This window comes from Rhizobium chutanense, assembly GCF_002531935.1.
Lineage (GTDB): Bacteria > Pseudomonadota > Alphaproteobacteria > Rhizobiales > Rhizobiaceae > Rhizobium > Rhizobium chutanense.
In genome coordinates this window covers 43,587-67,175 of the sequence record NZ_NWSV01000016.1, presented here as the reverse complement: position 1 = coordinate 67,175, position 23,589 = coordinate 43,587, and the positions used below count along the sequence as shown (strand labels likewise).

Genomic DNA, 23,589 nt, shown 5'->3' with positions numbered 1-23,589 from the left:
TGGGAGGGAAGGACGCGCGTCGCGCAGACGCTGGTGTGCCGGTGAAAAGTGCGATCTCAGCTTGCGTTCAGCCGCCTGCGGACGATGCTTGCGTGGAATTTGGCGCCATGGAGCAGTCCGTCGTCGTTGAAATCGTAGTTCGGATTGTGAAGCGGCGAGGAGGCTTCGCCATTGCCGAGGAAGGCGAAGCAGCCGGGGACATGTTCGAGGAACCGCGCGAAGTCTTCCGATCCGGTCATCGGCTCGCGCCGGACCCTTATATTGTCGGAGGCAAAGACGCTGCGGGCTGCGGCAAACGCTTCCTCGACCAGGGCGGCATCATTGAGAAGGGGAACGAATTCTCTCGTATAGGTCACCTCGGCCGCGACATTGTGGGCGAGCGCGGTGCCCTCGGCGATCAGGCGCATCTGCTTCTCGATCTCAGCGCTCACCTCGGGGCGGAAGCTGCGGGCATCGCCCAGAATGCGCGCCAGTCCGGGCAGAGCGTTGCGGGTGCCGTCGGTCAGGAGTTCCGTCACCGAGACGACGCCGATATCCGTCGGATCGAGCCTTCGGGAAACGATCGTCTGCAGGTTCGTCACCACTGCGCAGGCGGCGACCAGGACTTCGTTGCCCGAGTGCGGACGCGCGGCATGTCCGCCGACGCCCTTGAGCACGATCTCGAAATTGTCTTCCGCCGACATGATCGCGCCGGCGCGGGTCTGGAAAACGCCGACCGGAAGACCCGGCATATTGTGCAGGCCGTAGATTTCGTCGAAGGGAAAGCGCGTCATCAGGCCGTCGTCGAGCATTGCCAAGGCGCCTTTGCCCCACTCCTCGGCCGGCTGAAAAATGAACCGGACGGTGCCGTCGAAATCACCGTCCTCCGCCAGCATTCTGGCGGCGCCGAGCAGCATCGCCGTATGGCCGTCATGGCCGCAGGCATGCATCACGCCGGCGGTCTGCGACCGATAGGACTTCTCTCCCTGTTCGCTGATCCGAAGGGCATCCATGTCGGCGCGCAGCGCGATTGAGCGGTTGCCGCCGCCGCGCCTCAGGGTTCCGACAACCCCTGTGCCCCCAACAGCTTCGACGACCTCGTCAAGCCCGAACTCCCGCAGCTTCTGCGCGACGAAAGCCGCCGTCCGTTTCTCCTCGAAGCCGAATTCGGGATGGCTGTGGAGGTCGCGCCTCCAGGCAATCATTTGCTGTTCCAGCATCTGGTGGTCCACGCTCATTTCGGCAGTTCCCCTGTGGCAAGTCCGCAAACGACGTCGAGGAGGATATTCGCCCCGGCGACAAGGTCGGTGTCGGCGGTGAATTCCTTCGGATTGTGACTGATGCCGCCGCGGCTGGGCACGAAGATCATCGCGCTCGGCGCGATCCGGGCGATCATCTGGGCGTCATGGCCGGCACCCGATGTCATGCGCTTGCACCCCAGACCGCGATCGCTTGCGGCAGCCTCGATCAGGCGAACGATCGCCGGATCGAACTTGACCGGCTCGAACCGTGCCAGTCGCTCGACCGATATGCCGACCTTTTCGTCGGCCGCCAGCTGCTCGAGGAATGCAGCGAGCGCGGTCTCCTCTTGCCTGAGGCGGTCTTCGTCCGGATCACGCAGATCGACCGTGAACGTCGCGCGCGAAGGAATGACATTGACGGCATTCGGTTCGAAGGCGATGCAGCCGACGGTCGCGACCGTCGGGGTGTTCGATGCTGCTGCCCGGTCCCGCAGAAATGTGATGACGCGGGCCGCCGCATAGCCGGCGTCCCGGCGCATCGAGATCGGTGTCGTCCCCGCATGGTTGGCATCGCCGTCGATCGTCACCTTCTGCCAGGAAATACCTTGCAGGTCCTGGACCGCTCCAACCGGCACGCCCTCCCTCTCCAGGACAGGGCCCTGCTCGATATGCAGTTCGACATAGGCGTGCGGTGTCATGAAGCCGGGCGCATGGCTGCCGGCATAGCCGATCCGCGCCAATTCATCGCCGAGCACCGTCCCGTCCGTGCCCACCGCCTCCAGTGCCGTGGCGGCGTCGAGGCCACCGGAATAGACCAGCGACCCCATCATGTCGGGGGCATAGCGCACGCCTTCCTCATTGGTAAAGGCGGTAACGACGATGGGGCGCGTGGGTTCAAACCCCTGGCTTTTCAGCGTCTGGATCACCTCGAGGCCGGACAGCACGCCAAAACATCCATCATAGATGCCGGCGTTGATGACCGTGTCGATGTGCGAGCCGATCATGACGGGTTTTTCCCCGACACCCCCGGCATTCCAGATGCCGAAGATGTTGCCGATCCGGTCGACGGCAACCTCCAGCCCGGCATCCTCAAGCCAGGAGACAAGCCGATCCCGTCCAAGTCTTTCGGTCTCGGACCCCGCCAATCGGGTAAGCTTGCCGTCCGCGTCGCGGCCGATCTCGCCGAGTTCGTGGATGCGTCCGAGCAGGCGGGAGGGGTCGATGGAACGATGGCTCATCTTGAAGCTCCGGTCGTGTGTTGGGTGGCGACCGCAGATGGCGACAGCCCGACGATCTCTTCATATTTGCCGGGGTCGGTCGCGCCCTCGGTGTTTACCAGGAAGATGCGGGAATGCCCGTCGAGCGACAGTGCCTGCCGGATCGCCGGATCGCCGATGGCGCCGAGCAGCCCGGCAAGCCCCACCCCGCCGCTTTCGCCGGCGACGATCGCCGGGTCGTTGCCCGTGGGATCGGCAAGCCGCTTCATCACTGCGATCGCGTCGTCTTCGTCCACCGTCATGAATGCATCGGCGACCCGGGAGAGAATACGCCAGGCGACGAGGGAAGGTTCGTAGCATTCGAGCATCGCCATGACGGTCGGCGCGCCATGGGCAACGGTCACCAGATGGCCCGCCCGAGCCGTTTCGAACAGGCAGGCGGCTCGGGCGGGATCGACGACGATGAAGGTCGGGCGTTGGTCGCCGAAGGCGATGGCCATGTGGCCTGCGACAGCGGCGGCAATCCCGCCCACACCCGCCTGAATGAAGACATGGGTGGGCGGCTGCGGCATCGCCCTCAAGGCCTCCCGGACAAGGGCGGTGTAGCCCTGCATCACCAGCCCGGGAATGCGCTCATAGCCGGGCCATGAGGTGTCCGAGACGATCGTCCAGCCTCTTTCTTCGGCAATGCGCGCAGCCTGCCGAACGGAATCGTCATAGGTCCCGTCGACACGGATCATCTCGGCGCCGAAGCGGGCGATGGCGGCGACACGTTCGTCGCTGACACCGGAATGAACAAAGATTGCCGCCCGGGCGCCCACCAGCTGCGCACCCTGGGCCACCGAGCGGCCGTGATTGCCGTCGGTGGCGCAGGCGACCGTCATCGTCCCGGCGATTTCGCGGACAGTCGAAGAGTGCAATTCCGAGATATCGATTGTGCGGCCGAGCCGATGTGAGGCTTCATCGAGGACGAGCCGGATCACGGCATAGGCGCCGCCAAGCGCCTTGAAGCTGCCGAGGCCGAGCCGGTGGCCTTCATCCTTGATGTGGATCGAGGCGACACCGATTTCGGCGGCCAATGCCGGCAGAGTCACCAGAGGCGTCTCCGCATGGTTTTCCCGGAAGCTCAAATGGCGCTCGACGGCGTTTGCGGCATCCAGGCCGAGGATTTCGGCGTCGCGCGGGTCGAGCGCCTGACGATAGTCGGAATGGCTGTTAACCAGAAACATGCGGGCCTCACTTGTGCTACCGGTTGAAACATATTGCAACCCAAGTGAAAAAGGCGCTGTATTTCGCCGGTACTTTTGCAAGTTTGTTTCGTTGGAGCCTTCGTTTTGAGCCGATCGGTGAAATCTCCGCAGCTGGATGCTTTCGACCGCAAAATCCTGGCGATCCTGCAAAGGGACAATAGCACGCCGCAGCGAACCATCGGCGACGCCGTCGGCCTGTCTGCGCCGGCCGTCCAGCGCCGGATCAAACGGATGGCGGAGGAGGGGGTCATCCAGGCGAATGTCGCCGTTCTCGACCCCGCAGCCCTTGGCCAATCGATCACCATCTTCGTGGAGGTCGAGGTTATCAGCGAAACGGCAAAACAGATCGAAGAGGCCAAAAGCCAGTTCGCGGCCGCGCCTGAAATCCAGCAGTGTTACTACGTCACCGGCGAGGCGGATTTCGTTCTGGTCATCGTCGTCCCGGCCATGGCCGACTACGAGGCTCTGACGCGGCGGCTGTTTTTCGGCAATAACAACGTCAAGCGCTTTCGCACATTCGTCGCGATGGATCGGGTGAAGGTCGGCTTGAGCGTTCCTGTCGAGCGCTGAGGCCGACCGCCGCTCAGGCCCGCTTCGTCAGCGGAAAGCGCTCCCGCAGCAGTCGCAGCACCGATTCCGAAGGGATCGGCGGCCCGAACAGGTAGCTCTGACCGTAGCTGCAGCCCATCTTGGCGAGTTCGATCGCATCCTCGTTGGATTCGATCCCCTCCGCCACCACCTTCATCTCGAGTTCGCGCGCCATCGAGATCACCGATCGCAGCACGGTCGCCTTCTTGTCGCTGCCGTCGCGCACCAGCGCCTTGTCGAGCTTGATCGTATCGAAGGGGAAGCGGGTGAGATAGGCAAGCGACGAATAGCCGGTGCCGAAATCGTCGAGCGCCAGCCCGATGCCGGCTTCCTTCAGCTTCTGCAGCACGAGGCGCGCCTGCTCCGGATTTTCCATCACCATGGATTCCGTCAGCTCGAGCTTGAGGCGCGAGGGCTGGCAATGCGTCTTGGCGAGGACCGAGCGCACGTCGTCATAGAGTTCGTTGTTGAGCAACTGCACGCTCGACAGGTTGATCGAGACGAAGATCGGCAGTTCGCCGGTCTGGGTCTGCCAGCCCATCAGATCGTTGGTCGCCTGTTCCAGCGCGAACATGCCGAGCGGGCCGATGAGATCGGAGGCTTCCGCGATCGGAATGAATTCGGAGGGCGGGATATTGCCGCGTTTGGGATGTTCCCAGCGCATCAACGCCTCGAAACCGGCGACCTCGACGTCTTCCAGACGGGCGATCGGCTGGTAGACCATCGACAATTCCTTGCGCTCGATGGCGCGGCGCAGGTCCGTTTCCAGCTGCAGCCGGTCGGTGCCGAAATCGCGGAAGGCCGGCTGGAACGGTTCGACGCGGTTGCCGCCGGCCCGTTTGGCCCGGTACATCGCAAGCTCGGCGTCGCTGAGCAGGCCGGTGGCGCTCTCCTGACGGTCGACCCAGGAGGCCAGCCCGACCGAGGCCGTCAGGATGATCTCGCGATTGGCGAAGTTGATCGGCACCATGATCGCCTTGCTGATCGCATCGGCGAAATCGGCGACCTTGGCCGGATTGTGCTCGGACACCAGGATCAGGCCGAACTGGTCGCCGGCAAGCCGCGCCAGCGTGTCCTGCGGCTTCAGCAGCCGGCGCAGCCGCCGCGTCAGCGCGATCAGGATATTGTCGCCGGCAGCGACGCCGAGCGCATCGTTGACCAGCTTGTAGCGGTCGATGTCGATCACCATCACCGTCGGCCGCAGCGTCTCTCCGCCCGGCGCCAGCGCCAGCACCGACTGCAGCCGGTCGAGGAAGACCTGACGGTTCGGCAGGCCGGTGAGGTTGTCGTGCAGCGCATCGTGCAGCAGCCGCTCGACGGAGTTCTTCTGCTCGGTGACGTCGACGATCGTGCCGACGCAGCGGATGATTTCGCCGTTCGAGCCGAGCACCGGCCGGGCGCGGATCAACAGCCAGTGGAAATGCCCGTCCTCGGCGCGGATGCGGAATTCGTGGTTCAGCCGGCCGCGGCGGTGTTCGAGCAGCACGTCGAGCGTGGCGCGGAAGCGGTCGCGGTCATCGGGATGCAGCCGCGGCAGCCAGTTGCGCGCCGCCCCGTGCATGGCGCCCGGCGACAGGCCGAGCTTGACCGAGACGTCGGGGATGGTGACGACGCGATCGCGCGCCACGTCCCAGTCCCACACCATGTCGCCGGAGCCGGTCAAGGCCAGCGATTGCCGTTCGAGATCGGAAAACAGCCCTTGCTGGAAGGCGCCGCCGGCAAAGGCGTGCTGCATGACGGTGAAGCCGATCAGAAGCACGATCAGCACCAGGCCGCCGCCGAGCGCCGGCTGGATGATATCGTTGTCGAGCCGGCCGGTGACTGTCAGCCACGCCCCGAACAGCCAGACGAGGGTCAGCGCCCAGGCCGGCACCAGCAGAATGGCGCGGTCATAGCGGTTGAAGCCGAGATAGATGATCAAAAGCAGGCCGGTCGCCGCCGTCAGCGCGAAGGACAGCCTGGCGATGCCGGCGGCAATCGACGGATCGTAGATCGCCACGCCGAAGAGCAGGGCAAGGCCGAGCACCCAGGCAAGGGTGGCGTAACCGAGATGCGCATGCCAGCGATTGAGGTTGAGATAGGTGAACAGGAAGATGACGAAACTCGAGGCGAGCGCAACTTCCGCGCAGGCGCGCCATATTCGCTGGTCGGCCGAGGCGACGCTGATCAGCTTGCCGAGAAAACCGAAATCGACGCAGATATAGCCGAGCACCGCCCAGGCAAGCGCCGCGGTTGCCGGCAGCATCGAGGTGCCCTTGACGACGAAGAGGATGGTCAGGAACACCGCCAGCAGGCCGGCAATGCCGAGCACGATGCCGCGATAGAGCGTGAAGGCGTTGATCGTGTCCTTGTAGGCGTTCGGTTCCCAGAGATAGATCTGCGGCAGCTCCGGCGTCGACAGCTCGGCGACGAAGGTGATGACGGCGCCGGGGTTCAGCGTGATGCGGAAGACGTCGGCCTCGTCGCTCGGCTGCCGGTCGAGCGCGAAACCTTCGCTCGGCGTGATGGCGCTGATACGCTGCGAGCCGAGATCCGGCCAGAACAGCTTGGAATTGACCAGACGGAAATGCGGCGCGACGATGACGCGTTCGAGCTGTTCTTCCGAAACATTGGCGAGCGCAAACACCGCCCAGTCGCCCTGGTGGTTTTCCGAGCTTGCTCTGACCTCGATGCGGCGGCGGATGCCGTCGGCGCCGGCAGCCGTCGAAACCTGGAAGGCTTCGCCCTGGTTGACGTAGATTTCGGTCGTCGCCGTCAGGTCGAGCGCGGTATCGTCACGGGAAATCTTCACCGGTTCGGCCGCCTGGGCAGCGCCCGCCACCAAGGCGAACGCCGCCAGCAAAAAGGCTGCGATCACCGCGATCACTCGTCCGGACGGTGATTTGGGCAGCATGCGGTCTCTGGTCATCGGCTGTCGGTTTTCCTGCCTTTATCCGTATCGGTGGCGAGACGTGAAAACATCACATGGTCATGCCACTGACCGTTGATCTTCAAATATCCGCGCAGATAGCCTTCCCGCTGAAACCCGGCCTTTTCAAGCAGACGGATGCTGCGCGCGTTATCTGGAATACAGGCTGCTTCGATACGGTGCAACTCAAGCCCGGTGAAGATGTAAGGAATAACCATTTGAAGAGCGGCGAACATATGCCCCTGGCCGGCATGGCGTTCGCCCATCCAGTAGCCGATCATGCAGCTTTGTGCCGCACCCCGCCTGATATAACCGATGGTGATGCCGCCGACGAGCGTCTTGTCTTCCTTGAGAAAGATGAACAGCGGGATCGCCTGGCCCGAGGCATATTCCTGCTTGCCGCGGATGACGCGGGCGCGGTAGGCGCCCTCCGTCAGCTCGTCGCGCCGCCATGTCGGCTCCCAGGGTTCCAGGAACCGGCGGCTTTCGGCGCGCAGCCGATGCCACTGGTTGAAATCCTGGTAGCGCGGCAGGCGCAACAGATATCTGTCGTTTTCCAGCTCGACCGCATCCGGCTGCCGCGACAGAAACCGAAAAACGGATTTTGGCATCGATCACTCCCGGCAGACAGACGTCGGCTCAGCTTGCCTGCAGCGTCTTCGACGCCGGGACCGAAAGCGAGGCGGTGATGTCTTCCATCGGTGCGAGCTGTTCCAGCGGCCCGATTGCCGAAAGCGTCGGCACCGTGTCGTAGAACAGCCGGCCGGCGAGATCCGTCAGCCGCTCGATGGTGATGCCCTCAAGCCGTTCCATCATCTCCGGATTGGAGATCGGCCGGCCGTAGAGCATCATCTGCCGTGCGATCTGGCCGGCACGCGACGCCGGGCTTTCCTGGCCCATCAGCAGCTGGGCGCGGATCTGGGCGCGGGCGCGCTCGATTTCCTTCTGGTGGATCTGATCGGCTGACTTGTGCAGCTCGTCGATGATGACGGGCACCAGTTCCGGCAGGTTTTCGCCGCCGGTCGCGGCATGAATGCCGAAAATGCCGGTGTCGGAAAAGCCCCAGTGGAAGGCATAGACGGAATAGCAGAGACCGCGGAACTCGCGCACTTCCTGGAACAGCCGGGAGGACATGCCGCCGCCGAGGATATTGGCAAGGATCTGCGAACAGTAGAAATCGCGGGCGTGGTAGGGTTTGCCCTCGAAGCCGAGCAGGATCTGCGCATCCATCAGGTCGCGCGGTTCGCGTACGCTGCCGCCGATATAACGCGCCGCTTCCATCACCGGCGGGGCCGAAGGCTGGGTCGGGAGGCTCGCGAAACGATCCTCGACCATGCGGACGAATTCTTCATGCTCGACGGCACCGGTGGCGACCACGAACATGCGATCGGTCGTGTAGTTGCGGCCGAGATAGGTGCGGATCTGCTGCGGCGTGAAGGAGACGACGGTATCAGGCGTGCCGAGGATCGGCCGGCCGAGCGTCTGGTCGCGATAGGCGACCTCGGAGAAGCGGTCGAACACCACGTCGTCGGGCGTGTCGTTGGCGGCGTTGATCTCCTGCAGGATCACCTGCTTCTCACGCTCCAGCTCCTCCTCCTCGAAGGCCGATTCCGTCAGAATGTCGGCGAGGATGTCGACGGCGAGCGGCACGTGATCCTTGAGGACGCGGGCGTAATAGGAGGTCGTCTCGGTCGAGGTGGCGGCGTTGACTTCGCCGCCCACATCCTCGATTTCCTCGGCGATCTGGCGGGCCGAGCGGCGCGCCGTGCCCTTGAAGGCCATGTGCTCGAGCAGGTGGGCGATGCCGTGCTCGTCTTCCGTCTCGTTACGCGATCCCGATTTGATCCAGACGCCGAGCGCAACGCTTTCAAGGTGCGGCATGGTCTCTGTCACTACTGTCAGCCCGGATTTCAGCCGGGTGCACTCAACTGTCATTGGCTATCTTTCTGCGCCTGCCGTCGTCTCGCCGCGGGCGTGTTTGCCGATAAAGGTTTCTACGGCTTTCAGCTCCGGTTCGATGATCTGGAAGCGCTCCTCCCTGTGCATCAGATCAGCAAGCCACGTCGGAAGCGCCGGGTCAATACCGCAGGCCGATTTTACGGCGGCCGGGAATTTCGCCGGATGCGCGGTCGAAAGCGTCACCATCGGCGTATTCGGCTTTTCCTTCTTGTTGGCGACGAAGACGCCGATCGCCGAATGCGGATCGAGGAGATAACCGGTCTCGGCATGGGTCTTGCGGATCGTCGCGGCCACCTCCTTCTCGCTGGCGCGGCCGGCGCGGAAATCGCGGCGGATCGCCTTCAGCGCTTGCGCGCCGATCTCGAAACCGCCCGATTGCTTGAGGCTTTCCATCGCCGCGCGCACCTTGGAGGTGTCGCGCCCATAGGCTTCGAACAGCAGCCGTTCGAAATTCGAGGAGATCTGGATGTCCATCGACGGCGAGGTCGTCGCCTTGACCGCCTTCATATCGTAGCGGCCGGTCTTCAGCGTCCGCGCCAGAATGTCGTTTTCATTGGTGGCGATGACAAGCCGGTCGATCGGCAGGCCCATGCGCTTGGCGCAGTAGCCGGCGAAAATATCGCCGAAATTGCCGGTCGGCACCGTAAACGAGATCTTCCGGTCCGGCCCGCCGAGTGCGACGGCCGTCGTGAAGTAATAGACGATCTGGGCCATGATGCGCGCCCAGTTGATCGAGTTGACGCCGGAAAGCCGCACCTTGTCGCGGAAGGCCGCGTCGTTGAACATCGCCTTCACCAGATTCTGGCAGTCGTCGAAATTGCCTTCGACGGCGAGCGCATGCACGTTCGAAGACGTCGAGGTCGTCATCTGCCGCTGCTGCACCGGTGAGACCTTGCCGTGCGGGAAGAGGATGAAGATGTCGGTGCGCTCGCGCCCCGCAAAGGCATCGATCGCGGCACCCCCGGTATCGCCCGAGGTGGCGCCGACGATCGTCGCCCGCTCGCCGCGCTTTTCCAGCGCATAATCCATCAGGCGCGCCAGCAGCTGCATCGCCACGTCCTTGAAGGCGAGCGTCGTGCCGTGAAACAGCTCCATGACGAAGCTGTTCGGCCCGGTCTGGACGAGCGGCGCGATCGCCGGATGGCGGAAGGTGCCGTAGGCCTCGTCGATCATCGCCCGGAAGGTATCGTCGGGGATCTCGCCATTGGTGAAGGGCGACAGGATGGTGAAGGCGACCTCCTGATAGCTCTTGCCGCGCAGCGCCCGGATCTGCTTCTTGGAAAAACTCGGCCATTGCCGGGGAACGTAGAGCCCGCCGTCGCGCGCCAGCCCGGTCAGCAGGGCGTCGCAAAAGCCGAGGGCAGGGGCCTCGCCGCGGGTCGAGATATAGTCCACGTCAGTCATCCTTGATCTATCGCTGGAAGAAACCCGGCGGGGCGCAGCCGTGGCGCGCTTCGCCGAAAATGGGAGAGGGGCTGCCCTTGAGGCGCGCCATCGCGGGTATCCTGTTGAAGTTGCCCGCATCCGGCGGCGAAAAGTGCATCAAAACGGTGCTTACCCAATCGATTTTTGTTTGCGCCGCTGATATAGACCATCGCAAACCGTCATGAAAGGCCTCGCGGAAAAGACATGGGGCCGCCAAGAAACGCTTGTACAAGGGATGGAATATGGTGCTCGGCAAGGTCTCGCGTCTCATCGTCTCCGCATCTGTTCTTGCCCTGCTGACGAGTTGCAATTCCCTCGGCATAGGCGGCGACAGCAAGCCGGCGGCTGCGGCTCAGCCGAGCGGCAATGCCCAGATCATGCCGCTGGCACCCGCCAACCCCTCCTCGAACAATCCGTCGATCGGCACCGCCAAGACGGCGCAGGGCACCGTCGCACCCGTCGTCCAGGGCGCCTGCCCGCAGATCTTCATGCGTGACCAGGATGCGATCTTCCGCACCTATGCCAAGGGCAAGAAGGACGATCCGCAGCAGATCGTCGTCCAGGCCTCCTTCGGCGATTATACCCGCCAGTGCTCGCTGAGCGACACCAACCTGACGATGACCGTCGTTGCCCAGCTGCGCCTGATCACCGGCCCGGCCGGCGCCCCCGGCCCGGTGACGCTGCCGATCCGCGTCTCCATCGTCGACGGCGAGACCGTGCTCTATTCCGAGGTCACCAAATTCGCGACCGAAATCCCGGCCGGTGCCCCGGGCACCCAGGTGATCTTCCGCAAGGACGGCATCAAGATGCCGGTCGGCGCCGGCGCCCTGGTGCGCGTCAATGTCGGCTTCGACACCCAGCCGGCGAAGACCAAGAAGAGCAGTTAAAACGATTTCGGAAACTGCATCCGATAGCGGCCCCTCATCCGGCTGCCGCCACCTTCTCCCCGTAAACGGGGCGAAGGGACCATGCCGCAACCTCTCCGTTCCCCACCAATCTCTCGCAAGGCACGTCCCCTCGCCCCGTTTTTACGGGGAGAGGGCTAGGGTGAGGGGCAGCCAATTGGTCAACTATCTAGCCGGTTGCAAGACTGCCCCGAACCGGACAGCCGTGACTGTCCGCCAAGATCGAGAACGGTGCTCATTTTCCGGACTGGCTTGAATTTCGTCTTTTACGCACCCTCTGCCTGACAGGACGGCCAATGACATCGGCAATCGTCTTGGGTGGCCGAGGCGGAAACAAATGCTCGAATTCTGCTTCGGCTTCCAGGACAAAGGCGATCTTCACAAGAGCTTCGAGCGAAATCTTTCCTGTCTCCTCAAACAATCTCAGAGATCCATAGGAAACGCCGGCCCTCGCTGCCAGTTCCCTCTGGGTAAGGCTGGCATCGATGCGTCGACGCTTCATTCTCTCCGAAAGGCCACCGATCACCTCGGCAGGAGATGTCAGATTAAATGCGAACATAATGGCATTTACCTCAGATCCGCGAGATAATTGCTACTATATTGGCATTTATCTTTAATTTCAAATGACGCGATCCGATGCCGTAACCCCCGGCTCGCATGAGGGCGACGGAGTGGGGAACCTAGCCGGCCGCTACCGAGATCGGCAGGCACCACCCTCCCTCATTCCTGTGCTCGTCACAGGAATCCAGCCACGGCGCGTCGGCGCCGTGAATGAATCAACGAACATAAGGGAGTCTTCCGCGCCCAAGGACTTGGGCGCACTGGATTCCTGTGACAAGCACAGGAATGAGGAGGAGAGACTGTCGCGTGAAGTGCTTCAGAGCAAGCCTTCCGAGGCCACAAGCGCGGCGACGACAACAGCAAATGCCTGTCGCAGGTCAATAGCCTCAGAGAACGCCTTCCCAGGCCGCCAGTACGGCAACGACGCCCGGGAGGTCGTTCATGCGGGAGATTGCCGTTTCGGCGCCGGCATCGGTCAGCTTGTCGGCATGGGCGGGATAGCTGTGCGAGGCGCCGGTGAAGCCGATGACGCGCATGCCGGCGGCGCGGGCCGCATGCACGCCGTGCACGGAATCCTCGACCACGACAACCCTGTCGGGCGACACGCCCATCTGGCTTGCGCCATGCAGGAAGATGTCGGGCTTCGGCTTGGCGCGGTCGGGGCCGAGATCCTTGGCGGAGAAAATATTCGGCGCAAACAGCGGTTTCAGCCCCACCTTGGCGAGCATCATGTCGAGCCGCTTGCTGCTCGAATTCGAGCAGATGCAGCGCTTCATCGGCAGTCTGGAGACGGCGAATTCGACGCCGGCGATGGCCTGGACGTCCTGCGCCAGCCTGAGGTCGAGCATCTTCTCCGACTTATCGAGCAGCGAGGCCGACAGCGGGATGCTCGCCTCGCGCTCGATCTGCAGCAGGATGTTGCGCCATGTCATGCCGGCGAAACGCTCGCCCATTTCCTCGACGCTGATCGGATAGCCGGCCTCCGTCAGCAGCGCGGATTCGACTTCCGCGGCGATGATTTCGGAATCGACCAGAACGCCGTCGCAGTCGAAGATGATGAGGTCGAAGCCGTCCATATGTTCACGCCTTGCTGAAAATCTGGGCCGAAAGCCTGGGTCTTGTCCGGAAATGCTGCGGCTTTACACGATGCCCGGCCAAAGCTCAACCTGATCCCAAGCATGGCTGCGATGCGGCAGGCGAGCGGCTCCATGAACCCATGTGCACCCGGACGGCCGCTGGGCGCGTTCAGGCCGCGCCGAGCTGACCCGCCACCTCGTAGCGCGCCCGGCTCAGGCTGACCAGGCTTGCTATGGCAGCGCAGCCCCCTGCAATGACGACCGCAAAGGTGAGTGCCGTCGACAACGGCAAGGTTGCAAAAATGACCGACATCGAGATCCCGCCGAGCGTCTGGCCGAGCAGCCGTGCGGTGCCTTGCATGGCGCCCGCGGCACCACTTCTGGCTTTCGGTGCCGAGAGAAGGAGAATGCGATTGTTCGGCGTCTGGAACAGCCCGAAACCGAGGCCGGCGAGCACCGTGCCGACGAGAAATGCGATGCCTTTCGGGTCGGGTGGCGTCAGGCCGGCCACCAGAAGGCCGAGCGCCAGCAGCGCCCCGCCGATGGCGCAAAGCCATGCCGTCTTGACGCGGTTTGCCAGGCGCCCCGAGATCGGCGCGATGATCGCGGTCGCGGCCGGCCAGGCCATCATGTAGAGCCCGGCCTGAACCGGCGTCATGTGCAGCCTGTGTTGCAGGTAGAAGGGGAGCGCGATGGTGCCGAGCATCTGGCCGCAGAAGCAGGCGATCGAGGCGATCACCGCTACGCGGAATGCCGGTGTCGCCAGGAGATCGGTCGGGACGAGCGGGACGTCACTCTTCCGTTCGAGGCGCAGCAGGATGAAAAGGCAGGCGAGCGACGCCGCGATGAGGGCGGCACCGCCGACCGGCGCGGTGGCGATCCGGTCGGCGCCTGAGAAGAACAGGATGAACATCGCCGTATTGGCGAGCAGCGCCTTCACCTTCAGCTTGCGCTTTGCGCCCTCGACGTGCCCCAGCAGGCCGCCGCCGACGAGAACGACGATGCCGAGCGGTATATTGACCGCAAACAGCCAGGGCCAGCTCGTGACGGAAAGGATGGCGCCGGCAATGCCGGGGCCGGCCGCCGCAGAAATGGCGATGACCATGGCATTGATGCCGATGATCGGGCCCAGCATATGCTGCGGCAGCGCCTGGCGCAGGTTCATCATGCCCAATGCCATGATCGCGCCGGCGCCGAGCCCTTGCGCGAAACGCGCAAGGATCAGCAAGGGCAGGTCGCCCGCCAGAGCGCAGGCCGCCGACGCCGCGGTGAACAGCGCGACACCGATCAGGAAGACCCGCCGCGCGCCGTAGATTTCGCCGAGCGCCCCACATGGGAGAATGGCGACGAGCACGGCCAGCTGATAGGCCGAGACGACCCAGACGGTGCTGTCGGCTTGCGCCTGCAGCGAAAGCGCGATCGAGGGCAAGGCGACGTTGGCGATCGCGCCGTCGAGAACGACGAGAACGATGGTCAGAAGCAAGAGGGCAACGGCCAGATACCGTCGGGGCGAGGCCAGGCCGTCTTGGGCGATCGGTGCGGTGCAGGTGAGGGACATCAGAACTCCTCGGTGCTGGTGAGATGGCCGATTCATTAGCCCGCGTCGATCTCCTGCGCCAGACGCAACGGAAGCAATTGACCGTTGCGTATGGCGCCATGCCTGATTAGACTTGCGCCATGTCCGATCTCGATTTCAATCTCCTGGTGGCGCTCGATGTGTTGCTGCGCGAGCAGAGCGTATCGGCCGCCGCGCGCCGGCTCGGCCTCAGCACATCGGCCATGAGCCGGACATTGTCCCGCCTGAGGGCGGCGCTCGGCGATCCGATCCTCGTGCCGGCCGGGCGCGGTATGGTTGCCACGCCCCATGCCCTGGCGATTGCCGAAGAGGTGCAGGTGTTGAGAGACGCCGTGAAGGCGGTGCTGAGCCCGCCATCGACGGTGGAGATCCGGGAGGTGCGGCGCCACTTCACGATCCGTGCCAACGAGGCCTTCGTGCTTCTCTACGCCGCCGATCTCAGCGCCGCCGTGACCGACGCTGCGCCGGGGATCAGGCTTCGCTTTGCGCCGAGATCGGACAAGGACCTTCAGGCTCTGCGGGAGGCGGCGGTCGATCTCGATATCGGCGTCCTGCCGCGCGATGGCGGCGAGCTGCGCTGCCAGACCCTGTTCGAGGATCGGTTTGTCGGTGTCGCGAGGGCAGGCCATCCGATCTTCGATGCAGGGATAACGGCTGAACATTATGCCGCATTGGGCCATGTCGTCTTCTCGCCGCAGGCGGACTATGTCGGGCCCGTCGACAGGGCGCTCGCCGAACTCGGCCATGAGCGTGATGTCAGGCTGATCGTGCCGAGCTTTCCGGCGGTGATCGCCGTTGCGGCGGCATCCGATCTGATCGGCTCGGTGCCAAAATCCTATTGCAAGTCGGCGGCGATCAGGGAAATCAGGACCTTCGACCTGCCGGTCGCCGTGCCGGGTTTCAACATCGTCCAGGCCTGGCACCCCCGCATGGATGCAGATCCCGCGCATCGCTGGCTGAGGGCGCTGATTTTCGAGACGTTCCACTCAGTAAGTTGAGTGAGGCCAGCCAAAGCAAGCGCTGCGCCCGGTTTCGCTGGAATGAGCGATCCTGTCAGGGCGCAGCGCGTTTTTGAACGAAGCGGTCAGGCGGCCCACTGCGCGCGCGGCCGGCCGGCTGCCGATTGCGCCGAAGCCGTCGCCCGGAGCTTGAACCGGGACACGAGTTCCCGCAGCTTGGCGGCCTCCTGGGCAAGCTGGCTGGATGCGGCAGTCGATTGCTCGACCATCGCCGCGTTCTGCTGGGTCACCTGATCCATGGAATTGACGGCGGTATTGACTTCGGCAAGGCCGGTCGACTGCTCCCTCGCCGAGACGGCGATGGCATCCATGTGCTGGTTGATGCGGGCAATCTGTTCGCTGATCGCGCTCAGAACCTGGCTGGTGTCGAGAACCAGCTTGACGCCGCTTTCCACTTCCTCCGACGATTTTTCGATGTGGCCCTTGATTTCCTTCGCTGCTTTCGCCGATCGCTGGGCGAGTTCGCGGACTTCCTGGGCGACGACCGCAAAGCCCTTGCCGGCCTCGCCGGCGCGTGCCGCTTCGACGCCGGCGTTCAGCGCCAGCAGATTGGTCTGGAAGGCGATCTCGTCGATCACGCCGATAATGCTGGAGATCTGCTGCGACGACGCCTCGATGCGGCGCATCGCCTCTTCGGCATGCGACACGACCTCGGAGGACTTGGCGGCATTGCGGTTTGCATCGGTCGCCTCCGTGCGCGCCTCGTCGGTGCGCTTGCTCGAATTCGAGACATTGGCGGTGATCTGATCGAGCGCCGCGGCGGTTTCTTCGAGCGAGGCCGCCTGCTGTTCGGTCCGCTTCGACAGGTCGCCGGCCCCGGATGCGATTTCCCTTGTGCCTTCGTCGATTGCCGCAATGGCAGCCGCGATCGCGCCAAGCGTCTGGTCGAGCTGCCGGATCGACATGTTGAAATCATGCCGGAGGCTCTCGAAATCAGGGGCGAAGGGCTCTTCGATCTGGAAGGCGAGATCGCCTGCGGCAAGCCGCTTCAGGCCGGCGGCAAGGCCCGAAGTCGCCGCCCGCAGCCGTTCGGCGGCATCCTCGTCGGCCTGTTTGCGGGCCGTGACCCGCTCGGTTTCGCCCTGCAGGCGCGCTGCTTCGGCGTCCTTTTCGAGTTGCTTGTTGGCGATCGCCGCCTGGCGGAAAACTTCGACAGCCGATGCCATCGCGCCGATTTCATCGCTGCGGCCGATCGCGCTGCTTGATATGGCCGTGTCGCCGGCGGCGAGCTTCTGCATATCGTTGGAAAGGGCGAGAATGGGTTTGGTGACGCTCTTGCGGGTCAGGAAATAAAGGCCGATGGCGAAGAGTGCGGCCAAGGCCAGAAGTGCCTTCAGAACCATGCCCACCGAGGCCTTGACCTCAGCGCTGCGCTTCGAAATTTCGTCGGAGGTCGCGGTGATCTGGTCGCCGGTCTCTTCCATTCCCGTTTCCAGCGCGGAAAACTGCGCCATGAATTCGGGCAGGGCCTTCAATGCCGCCGCCGGATCCTGGCCGGCAAGATCGATGATCTTCGTGGCGCTGTCGACATAGGCAATGAGGGCAGGTTCGATGCCGGCAAGGATCGCTTTTGTCTTTTCGTCGGTGGCGAGCGCCCTGTTGGCGTCGATCATCTCCCGGAACGATGTCTTGTGCTCCGCCAGATCGGCCTTCACCGCGCCGGCGTCGATGCCGGCTGCCGGGTTGGACGCCAGCAGGGCCGCCAGCACGTCGGCGCGCAGCGCGTCATGCATCATGTCAGCCTGCATGTGGTTGCGCAGAATTTGTGCCGACTGGGCGACATCGGCGCTGTTTGCAGAAAGGGTGGAAGCAGACCAGATGCCAACGCTCGTGGCGCCGCCGGCCAAAGCGAAAATCGCGATGCTTGCAATGATGATCTTATGCTGGATCGACGCCATGATGGGGCTCTCACGTTAATGTAGAACCTGAGAGTATCGAAACATGCTTAATGATTTCTCAGCGAGGCGTCGCGAAGCCGCGTAAAAACAATAGGTTGCAGAGTTCGGCTCATTCGATGAGCGGTTGATTGCGCAGCGGGATCGGCCGGGAGAAGGAAGGGCCGGCTGCAATCGCGCCAAAACAGGGCTCACCTCTGTTTCGAGGCGAGCCCGTCAACTTATTGTTCCGGCAGGATGATCTTCTGCCTGGTGGTATTTTTGACCGGCTTCTCGCCAGGCACATGCGACATGGTGCGGGTCGTGCTTTCCAGGGCGCTGCCGTCGGTGCTGGTCTTGGTGCGGGACTTGCTGAATGTTCCCTGGTCGACGGCCTGGGCCTTGGTCTGGGCCTTGAGCTTGTCGCCATTATCGTTGATGTGCGTCTTGCTTTGCGCCTTTCCGTCGATGGTGGCCGCGCTTCCGCCCGATCCGATCGAGGATGTCGTGCCGCCATCGGTCCGGCAGGTGCCCGCCGTTCCCACGGAGCTTGCCGATGTGCCGCCGGCAGAAGCGCTCCCGCCCGTGCCGACAGTTCCTGCCGCGTTGCATTCCTCCGCAAGCACGGCCGAGCTCGACGCGAGCAGCGTGATGGCAGCGGCTGCGATAAGGTGGAGATGTTTCATCGTCTTCTCCTATTTCGTCGGTTTCGCTATCGAGCAGGTTCCGTCGGACCGTTTGGTAATGACGGTGCCGTCAGGCTTTGTGATGCTCGCCGTGGAAAAACTGTCGACGCTTCCCGATCCGGCCGAGGAGCCGGCGGTGGCGGATGAGGAGGAACCGGCCGAGCCGCTGCCGGTCGTGGTCGACGACGAAACATGGCCGTTGCCGGCCGTGACCGTGGTGGATGTATCGCCGGCCTGGGACTGGACGATGGTGCATGTCGTTCCGTCGTCGAGCTTGATTTCCTCGGCCATGACATGCCCGGCGGCCAGGACCAGCGACGTGGTTAGTGCGATTGTGGAAAGTTGGGTCATTGTCTTATCTCCAAGGGTTTGGCCGACGCCGCAACGGCGCCGGCCGACAGCGTCAGCAACCCTTGGTGCCGGCGGCGTCCTTCTTGACCTGGCCGGGTGCGCAGCCCTTCTTGCCCTTGCTGTCGTGCGAAGTTCCGGCTGCACTGCCTCCGGTGCCGACTGTGCTGCCCGTCTTGTCTCCGTCCGCAGACGAAGCGCCGGTTCCGACGCTCGAGGCCGCGTTGGCGTCGCCCGAACCTGCGGCAGAGCCACCGGTGCCGACGCTGCTGCTCGACGTGCCGCCGCCGGCCGACGAGCCGCCGGTGCCGAGCGTCGAAGCCGAGCCCGAGCCGGACCCCGAGCCCGCGGCAGAGCCGCCGGTGCCGACACTGCTGCTCGAAGTGCCGCCGCCAGCCGACGAGCCGCCGGTGCCGAGCGTCGAGGACGAGCCGGAATTGCAGTTGGTTGCGCCGGCAGGGCAAGTGCCTCCGGCAGAGCTGCCACCAGTACCGACCGTGCTGCTCGCAGTTCCGCCGCCAGCCGACGAACCGCCGGTGCCGACCGTGCTTGACGATTGAGCGAAGCCGGTCACCGCAGTGCCGGCGAGAAAGGCCGCTGCCAATGCCAGATGTGTTACCTTCATCATGGGGTATTCCTCCGTTTGTTTTCGTTCGCCGTCGCATCCTCTGTGGATGGACAGCTGCCTGACAAACTTCGGTTAAACCGCACTGTTCCTCTCCTAAGCCCTCAGTCGGATAGACGCCCGACTTTGGTCTGATCCCCCGTCGCGAGCGATGGGAAAGCCGGGATCTGGACCTTCAAACCGGGGTATGGATCGGCCGGCGGCGAGGAGATTTGCGCTCTTCTGCGACGGCGCGACACATTGCGGGTTCGCGGGCTCGATCGTAACATGGCCGGCAAGAGGAGAGGGGCCATGAGGCAGTCAGCTCTTGTTTCATCGGCGGCAGCCGCAGCGCTGCTATTTGCCTTCACATCCACCGACGTCATCGCAAAGGGCGGCAAGAACCACAGAAGCTGTGCGGAGCTGCAGGCGATGCTGGATCATGGTTTGACTGGCGGAAAACATGCCGGAGATGGGCCCGAAAAGAGGGCAAAGATCGAAAAGAAGATGAGGAAGAAGGGCTGCTCAGCGTGAGATGATCTCGTAGCCTCCTCTATATGATCGACCGAGGCCTGATTTGCTCACGCATCGACCGGAAACAGCCTCAAAAACTGCCGGTCGCCTTCCTGAGAAAACATGATCGAGCGGCTTTCCGCCGTGCGCCGCGCCCAGCCCTTGTCGAGGAAGCTTGAGAGAAGCGCCTTGCCGAGGCTGCCGGCGAGGTGCGCCCGCCTTTCGCTCCAGTCGAGGCAGGAGCGGCAGAGCGGCCGGCGCGACGATCTGAGATCGCCGACATCGATACCGATGCCTTTGAGATCGTTTTCGCCCTTTTGCGTCAGCGCCAGGCCGTCTCCGATCGCGTCGATCGCGCCTGAGGCAATCAGGCTGTCGAGCATGCGCACGCCGTAATCGCCGGCCAGATGATCGTAGCAGATGCGCGCCTTGCGCAGCGCCGGCTCCTTCGGCCCTGGCCGGTGGCGCAGATGCCCGCGCCCCGCGGCAAAACCCATCATGCTTTCGATCAGCCGGGCGGCGGCCTCGTCGGCGAGCGTGAAATAACGGTGGCGCCCCTGCTTGCGCTGGGCGAGCAGCCCGCCGGCTTCGAGCTTGGCGAGATGGGTGCTGGCCGTCTGGACGGTGATGCCGCCGACGCCGGCAAGCTCGGTCGCCGTCAGTGCCCGCCCGCCGGTCAGCGCCGCCAGCATGTTGGCCCGCGCCGGATCGCCGATCAGCGCACCGATCTGCGCAATATCTGGACCTTCCTTCATAGTTCGATCGTAACCGAAGCATCGCCGTCAGGCAATGTGCGAAAACAGGCGAGCATAAAGGAGAGACCGATGATCACCTGCTTCATCCGCTACGAAATCGACGCCTTCAAGAAAGACGCCTTCGCCGAATATGCCCGCAACTGGGGCCAGGCAATTCCGAAAAACGGCGCCGAGCTGATCGGCTATTTCGCCCCGCACGAGGGATCGGCAACGACGGCTTACGGCGTCTACAATATCGAGAGCCTCGCCGCCTACGAAGCCTATCGCGCCCGGCTGGCCGCCGACCCGCTCGGCCGCGACAATTACGAATTTTCCAGGCGCGAACGCTTCATCCTGAAGGAAGACCGCATCTTCCTGAAAAATGTCTCCGCCCCTCACGCCAAGCTGGTGCTGCCATGATCGCCGTCATTTTCGAAGTCGTGCCCTATATGGGCGAACGCCACAAATATCTCGATCTCGCCGGCGAATTGCGCTCGGAACTCGAAAAGATCGACGGTTTCCTCTCGATCGAGCGGTTCGAGAGCCTGACGAACCGCGGCAAGCTTTTGTCGCTTTCCTTCTTCCGCGACGAGGCGGCGGTGAAGGAATGGCGCAATCTCGAGGCGCACCGGGCCGCGCAGCAGGCCGGACGCGGCGGCATCTTCGCCGATTACCGCCTGCGGATCGCCAGTGTGGTGCGCGATTACGGCATGTTCGAACGCGACGAGGCGCCTGATGACAGCCGTAGGGTTCACGATGCGGCCTGATCCGAGTGGCGACAGCCGACGAACTCTTAATGGCATACGATTGTGCCGCCTCCCGAATTAACCTTCGCCCGAGATGCTGGGTGTTATTGACAAGGTGCCTTTCCGTGAAGGTATCTGCGCATCCGCGTAACGGATAGGGGGATGAAGGTTGGAGGAACCGGAGGATTTTTGGGCGCAGCTATCGAATGAAGGAACAGGATACTCAGTCATCATCGAAGATGACGGTGCGAAGGCCTATGCCTATCTCTTGGATTCCGCTGGGGTGATGGTCAGCGATGTGTGGTTGTACAATCGCGGTCCCGGTCCTGAGACGGTGGATTGGAACGACCCTTCAAAACTGCCTTTTTCAAATCCGGCAGAATTCGTAAGCAATCTCGATTTCAAACCGATAGCGAGCGCCTCCGAACTGAGTGTTCGGTGGAAGCAAACTGCCGATCGGCCGGTCGAGGCGCAGCTATGGGTGCGAGGACAACTATTCGCGATACTGCAACATGGGATCGCGCCCGGGAGGTCACGGCTCGCCGCCAAGGACGGCCCCTTGGCGAAGGTGTTGGAACTCTAGCTGGACGTCCGGGCACGCGCTAGCGAGAACGGAAATAAACTCATTCCACGGCCTGGCAGGTAGCCATGCGGCCCGCTGGCGCCCTGAAAGTTGCTTGTCTATGGCATCTTGGCAGTCACGCAGCTGACGCGCGCGTGACAGCAATTTATATCCATCGGTCGATGAAGAAAATGCTATCTACGGTCTTCATCTGAAACCTGACCGGAAACCGAACTGTGTGGACTTCAAGGATCATTAAATTTACTTGGACGGCTATATTTTCATTTATCTTCATTGTCTTGGCATTTTACATCTTTTCGACGATTGTCATGTTTATCCAAAATCCTGATCGTATTGGAGTTACATTCCCGGAGCGAGCAATCGCAGATGCTGCTGACTTAACCCACCGCAATCCAGGTGAAATAGACGGAGAATGCAGCGAAAAGGGTAGTTATTTTGAGAAGAAAGTTAGTTGTGAGATGAGGAGAATTAAAGATAATAAAATAACGGATACTATATCATTGGAATATGAGCTGATGTTTGACTCGATACTGAGCTTTTCTTATGTGAGGGAAAATCTGGAATAAAACATCACAGATGCCCTCGGTCCGATGGGCTACGGCGGCTACGCCGCAGCCCCATCGGCAAGATTATCATGATCGGGGCCGTTGAGGTTAAGGCGGGGAAGTACCCTGCGCGATGCCGCCTGCAGCGGATCGTCAACATCAGCCCCGAGAGCCTTCATGCTTTCATCCGGGACAACACCGCCGTCGGCAGCCCGCTCGTCACCGACGGCAACGCGGCCTACCGGCGCTTGGAGGATCGTGGGCACCAGACCCCACGGCGAAGTCTTTCGCACGGCAGAGGCTGTCGGGCTGCCCTTGACGAAGCGAGACGGAGCGAGAAGAGGTCGGAATATCGGCGGAGGACTCCGCGACGCTCTGCGTTGCCGCCGAGGCGGCCAAGTGAGGAGGGCAACATGAGGCGATACGTTCATCCACCGAGTCTGGCCCCGGAAGACATCGTTAGAGGCTACCTCCGCCATGTTCCTATCGGCTCGAAGCTGACGGGGGCTCGACGAAGGCTATCCAAACTGAGCTAGCGATGCGCCTAATCCTCCCAACTGTGGGATGTCCAGCATGCATTGCGGGCTGGCAAATTTTCGTCAAGTCTGCATTTTGCCGCTAAATGAATCGGTAGATAGTTCCAGAGGAAGCACTCCAGGGTTGTTATGATCAGAAACGGTTTCCGTATAGTCACAGCAGTGCTCGCCGTTGTCGGGTTTGGCACCGTTCTCTTGCTTCTTCTAGGTTTCGCGCTGGACGGGGGCAGTATGGGCGAAGCCGACGGCGCTACGTTCGTGACTTCTCCAAACGGAAGCTTCAAGGCAGTGTTAACGACATGGACAAGCGGCGGCGCAATCTCTCCATATTGCTACGATCGCCTTACGGTGGTTCCCGTTGGAGTGCCCACGGATAAGACGAGTGCGAGCGATATGGCCGTGTTTGAAGCCGAATGCGCCACCTTCGCGCTGCGAGATGGCATGATCGAGAATTCCCCCTCTATCACTTGGGAAGGCGATGAGAAGCTCAAAGTGAAATTCTCAATATCTGGCTCCGCCTTAGAACCCGCCACAGTGAAGCTACGCAAGCAGGATGCTTCAGGACGAATCGCGGTAGGGTTTGAAGTACAGCCATGAATGGTTGCACGGGTTGCTCATGATCTCCGACACAGAAGACGATATCCTACGGGCGTCTCTCTGGCTCGATAGTTTCAATGGGCCTTTGGCGAGGGCGGGCTGTCCACAAAACATCGTTG

At 62.7% G+C, this 23,589-nt stretch carries 25 protein-coding genes; 10 read left to right on the top strand and 15 right to left on the bottom strand.

All coding sequences use genetic code 11. The features are described from left to right. Nucleotides 1-56: 56 nt before the first annotated feature. The 3 genes from CO666_RS21650 to CO666_RS21640 are packed head-to-tail and all read right to left on the bottom strand — an operon-like array spanning nt 57 to nt 3,666. Nucleotides 57-1,217, bottom strand: coding sequence for a M20 aminoacylase family protein (locus tag CO666_RS21650; RefSeq protein WP_097614247.1), 1,161 nt, complete (start codon nt 1,215-1,217; stop codon nt 57-59). Beyond that, nucleotides 1,214-2,458, bottom strand: a complete 1,245-nt coding sequence (locus CO666_RS21645) for a Zn-dependent hydrolase (protein WP_097614246.1) — start codon at nt 2,456-2,458, stop codon at nt 1,214-1,216. Before CO666_RS21645 ends, CO666_RS21650 begins: the two co-directional genes overlap by 4 nt. After that, nucleotides 2,455-3,666, bottom strand: coding sequence for a diaminopropionate ammonia-lyase (locus tag CO666_RS21640; protein WP_097614245.1), 1,212 nt, complete (start codon nt 3,664-3,666; stop codon nt 2,455-2,457). Before CO666_RS21640 ends, CO666_RS21645 begins: the two co-directional genes overlap by 4 nt. Nucleotides 3,667-3,771: 105 nt before the next feature. Between CO666_RS21640 and CO666_RS21635 the strand changes: the two genes are divergently transcribed. Beyond that, nucleotides 3,772-4,257 carry an Lrp/AsnC family transcriptional regulator gene (locus CO666_RS21635; protein ID WP_097614244.1) on the top strand — a complete coding sequence of 162 codons (486 nt, stop codon included), beginning with the start codon at nt 3,772-3,774 and terminating at the stop codon, nt 4,255-4,257. Between the two features lie 13 nt (nt 4,258-4,270). Here the strand turns inward: CO666_RS21635 and CO666_RS21630 are convergent, their stop codons facing one another. Genes CO666_RS21630 through thrC form a run of 4 tightly spaced genes read right to left on the bottom strand, consistent with a single transcriptional unit; the run spans nt 4,271 to nt 10,546 of the window. Next, nucleotides 4,271-7,183 (bottom strand): sensor domain-containing phosphodiesterase, encoded by a 2,913-nt coding sequence (locus tag CO666_RS21630; RefSeq protein WP_097614243.1) that lies wholly within the window; start codon nt 7,181-7,183, stop codon nt 4,271-4,273. Continuing rightward, a complete protein-coding gene (locus CO666_RS21625; protein WP_097614242.1) occupies nt 7,180-7,794 on the bottom strand; it encodes a GNAT family N-acetyltransferase in 615 nt (204 codons plus the stop codon). The genes CO666_RS21630 and CO666_RS21625 overlap by 4 nt, the downstream gene beginning before the upstream one ends. Nucleotides 7,795-7,822: 28 nt before the next feature. Next, complete coding sequence (locus tag CO666_RS21620) at nt 7,823-9,118, bottom strand: M16 family metallopeptidase (protein WP_097614241.1); 1,296 nt, start codon at nt 9,116-9,118, stop codon at nt 7,823-7,825. Between the two features lie 3 nt (nt 9,119-9,121). After that, the gene (thrC, locus tag CO666_RS21615) at nt 9,122-10,546 is read right to left on the bottom strand and encodes a threonine synthase (protein ID WP_097614240.1); all 1,425 of its coding nucleotides are present in this window, start codon (nt 10,544-10,546) and stop codon (nt 9,122-9,124) included. Nucleotides 10,547-10,809: 263 nt separating this feature from the next. On the opposite strand from thrC, the gene CO666_RS21605 reads away from it, so the two are divergent. Continuing rightward, the gene (locus CO666_RS21605) at nt 10,810-11,454 is read left to right on the top strand and encodes a hypothetical protein (RefSeq protein ID WP_097614300.1); all 645 of its coding nucleotides are present in this window, start codon (nt 10,810-10,812) and stop codon (nt 11,452-11,454) included. A 253-nt stretch (nt 11,455-11,707) separates the two neighbouring features. Here the strand turns inward: CO666_RS21605 and CO666_RS21600 are convergent, their stop codons facing one another. The 3 genes from CO666_RS21600 to CO666_RS21590 form a co-directional block, all read right to left on the bottom strand. Beyond that, nucleotides 11,708-12,031: a helix-turn-helix domain-containing protein gene (locus CO666_RS21600; protein WP_245436833.1), complete on the bottom strand. Its 324-nt coding sequence runs from the start codon at nt 12,029-12,031 to the stop codon at nt 11,708-11,710. A gap of 388 nt (nt 12,032-12,419) precedes the next feature. After that, nucleotides 12,420-13,109, bottom strand: coding sequence for an HAD family hydrolase (locus CO666_RS21595; protein WP_097614238.1), 690 nt, complete (start codon nt 13,107-13,109; stop codon nt 12,420-12,422). 169 nt (nt 13,110-13,278) lie between these two features. Next, nucleotides 13,279-14,667, bottom strand: a complete 1,389-nt coding sequence (locus tag CO666_RS21590; RefSeq protein ID WP_179869740.1) for an MFS transporter — start codon at nt 14,665-14,667, stop codon at nt 13,279-13,281. Between the two features lie 119 nt (nt 14,668-14,786). Between CO666_RS21590 and CO666_RS21585 the strand changes: the two genes are divergently transcribed. Further along, nucleotides 14,787-15,683, top strand: coding sequence for a LysR family transcriptional regulator (locus CO666_RS21585; protein WP_097614237.1), 897 nt, complete (start codon nt 14,787-14,789; stop codon nt 15,681-15,683). Nucleotides 15,684-15,769: 86 nt separating this feature from the next. On the opposite strand, the gene CO666_RS21580 is transcribed toward CO666_RS21585, so the two are convergent. From CO666_RS21580 to CO666_RS21565, 4 genes are all read right to left on the bottom strand, one after another. Further along, nucleotides 15,770-17,602 (bottom strand): methyl-accepting chemotaxis protein, encoded by a 1,833-nt coding sequence (locus CO666_RS21580; protein WP_097614236.1) that lies wholly within the window; start codon nt 17,600-17,602, stop codon nt 15,770-15,772. 218 nt (nt 17,603-17,820) lie between these two features. Beyond that, the gene (locus tag CO666_RS21575) at nt 17,821-18,264 is read right to left on the bottom strand and encodes a hypothetical protein (RefSeq protein WP_097614235.1); all 444 of its coding nucleotides are present in this window, start codon (nt 18,262-18,264) and stop codon (nt 17,821-17,823) included. Between the two features lie 9 nt (nt 18,265-18,273). Beyond that, nucleotides 18,274-18,615: a hypothetical protein gene (locus CO666_RS21570; RefSeq protein WP_097614234.1), complete on the bottom strand. Its 342-nt coding sequence runs from the start codon at nt 18,613-18,615 to the stop codon at nt 18,274-18,276. Nucleotides 18,616-18,667: 52 nt separating this feature from the next. Continuing rightward, nucleotides 18,668-19,240, bottom strand: a complete 573-nt coding sequence (locus CO666_RS21565; RefSeq protein WP_097614233.1) for a hypothetical protein — start codon at nt 19,238-19,240, stop codon at nt 18,668-18,670. Nucleotides 19,241-19,528: 288 nt separating this feature from the next. Here CO666_RS21565 and CO666_RS21560 point away from each other — a divergent pair, with 288 nt between their 5' ends. Then, entirely contained in the window at nt 19,529-19,750 is a 222-nt protein-coding gene (locus CO666_RS21560; protein ID WP_097614232.1) for a hypothetical protein, read from the top strand. A gap of 47 nt (nt 19,751-19,797) precedes the next feature. Here the strand turns inward: CO666_RS21560 and CO666_RS21555 are convergent, their stop codons facing one another. Then, nucleotides 19,798-20,484: an ArsR/SmtB family transcription factor gene (locus tag CO666_RS21555; protein WP_097614231.1), complete on the bottom strand. Its 687-nt coding sequence runs from the start codon at nt 20,482-20,484 to the stop codon at nt 19,798-19,800. 69 nt (nt 20,485-20,553) lie between these two features. On the opposite strand from CO666_RS21555, the gene CO666_RS21550 reads away from it, so the two are divergent. The 6 genes from CO666_RS21550 to CO666_RS21525 all read left to right on the top strand — a co-directional run bounded on the left by CO666_RS21550 (nt 20,554) and on the right by CO666_RS21525 (nt 23,470). Then, nucleotides 20,554-20,883 carry an NIPSNAP family protein gene (locus CO666_RS21550; RefSeq protein WP_097614230.1) on the top strand — a complete coding sequence of 110 codons (330 nt, stop codon included), beginning with the start codon at nt 20,554-20,556 and terminating at the stop codon, nt 20,881-20,883. Then, nucleotides 20,880-21,230, top strand: a complete 351-nt coding sequence (locus CO666_RS21545) for an antibiotic biosynthesis monooxygenase family protein (protein ID WP_097614229.1) — start codon at nt 20,880-20,882, stop codon at nt 21,228-21,230. The genes CO666_RS21550 and CO666_RS21545 overlap by 4 nt, the downstream gene beginning before the upstream one ends. Nucleotides 21,231-21,378: 148 nt before the next feature. Next, nucleotides 21,379-21,792 carry a hypothetical protein gene (locus CO666_RS21540; protein ID WP_097614228.1) on the top strand — a complete coding sequence of 138 codons (414 nt, stop codon included), beginning with the start codon at nt 21,379-21,381 and terminating at the stop codon, nt 21,790-21,792. 308 nt (nt 21,793-22,100) lie between these two features. After that, entirely contained in the window at nt 22,101-22,358 is a 258-nt protein-coding gene (locus tag CO666_RS21535) for a hypothetical protein (RefSeq protein WP_245436832.1), read from the top strand. Between the two features lie 68 nt (nt 22,359-22,426). After that, nucleotides 22,427-22,873 carry a transposase gene (locus tag CO666_RS35155; protein WP_097614226.1) on the top strand — a complete coding sequence of 149 codons (447 nt, stop codon included), beginning with the start codon at nt 22,427-22,429 and terminating at the stop codon, nt 22,871-22,873. A 231-nt stretch (nt 22,874-23,104) separates the two neighbouring features. Then, nucleotides 23,105-23,470, top strand: a complete 366-nt coding sequence (locus CO666_RS21525) for a hypothetical protein (protein ID WP_143540344.1) — start codon at nt 23,105-23,107, stop codon at nt 23,468-23,470. Nucleotides 23,471-23,589 lie beyond the last annotated feature (119 nt).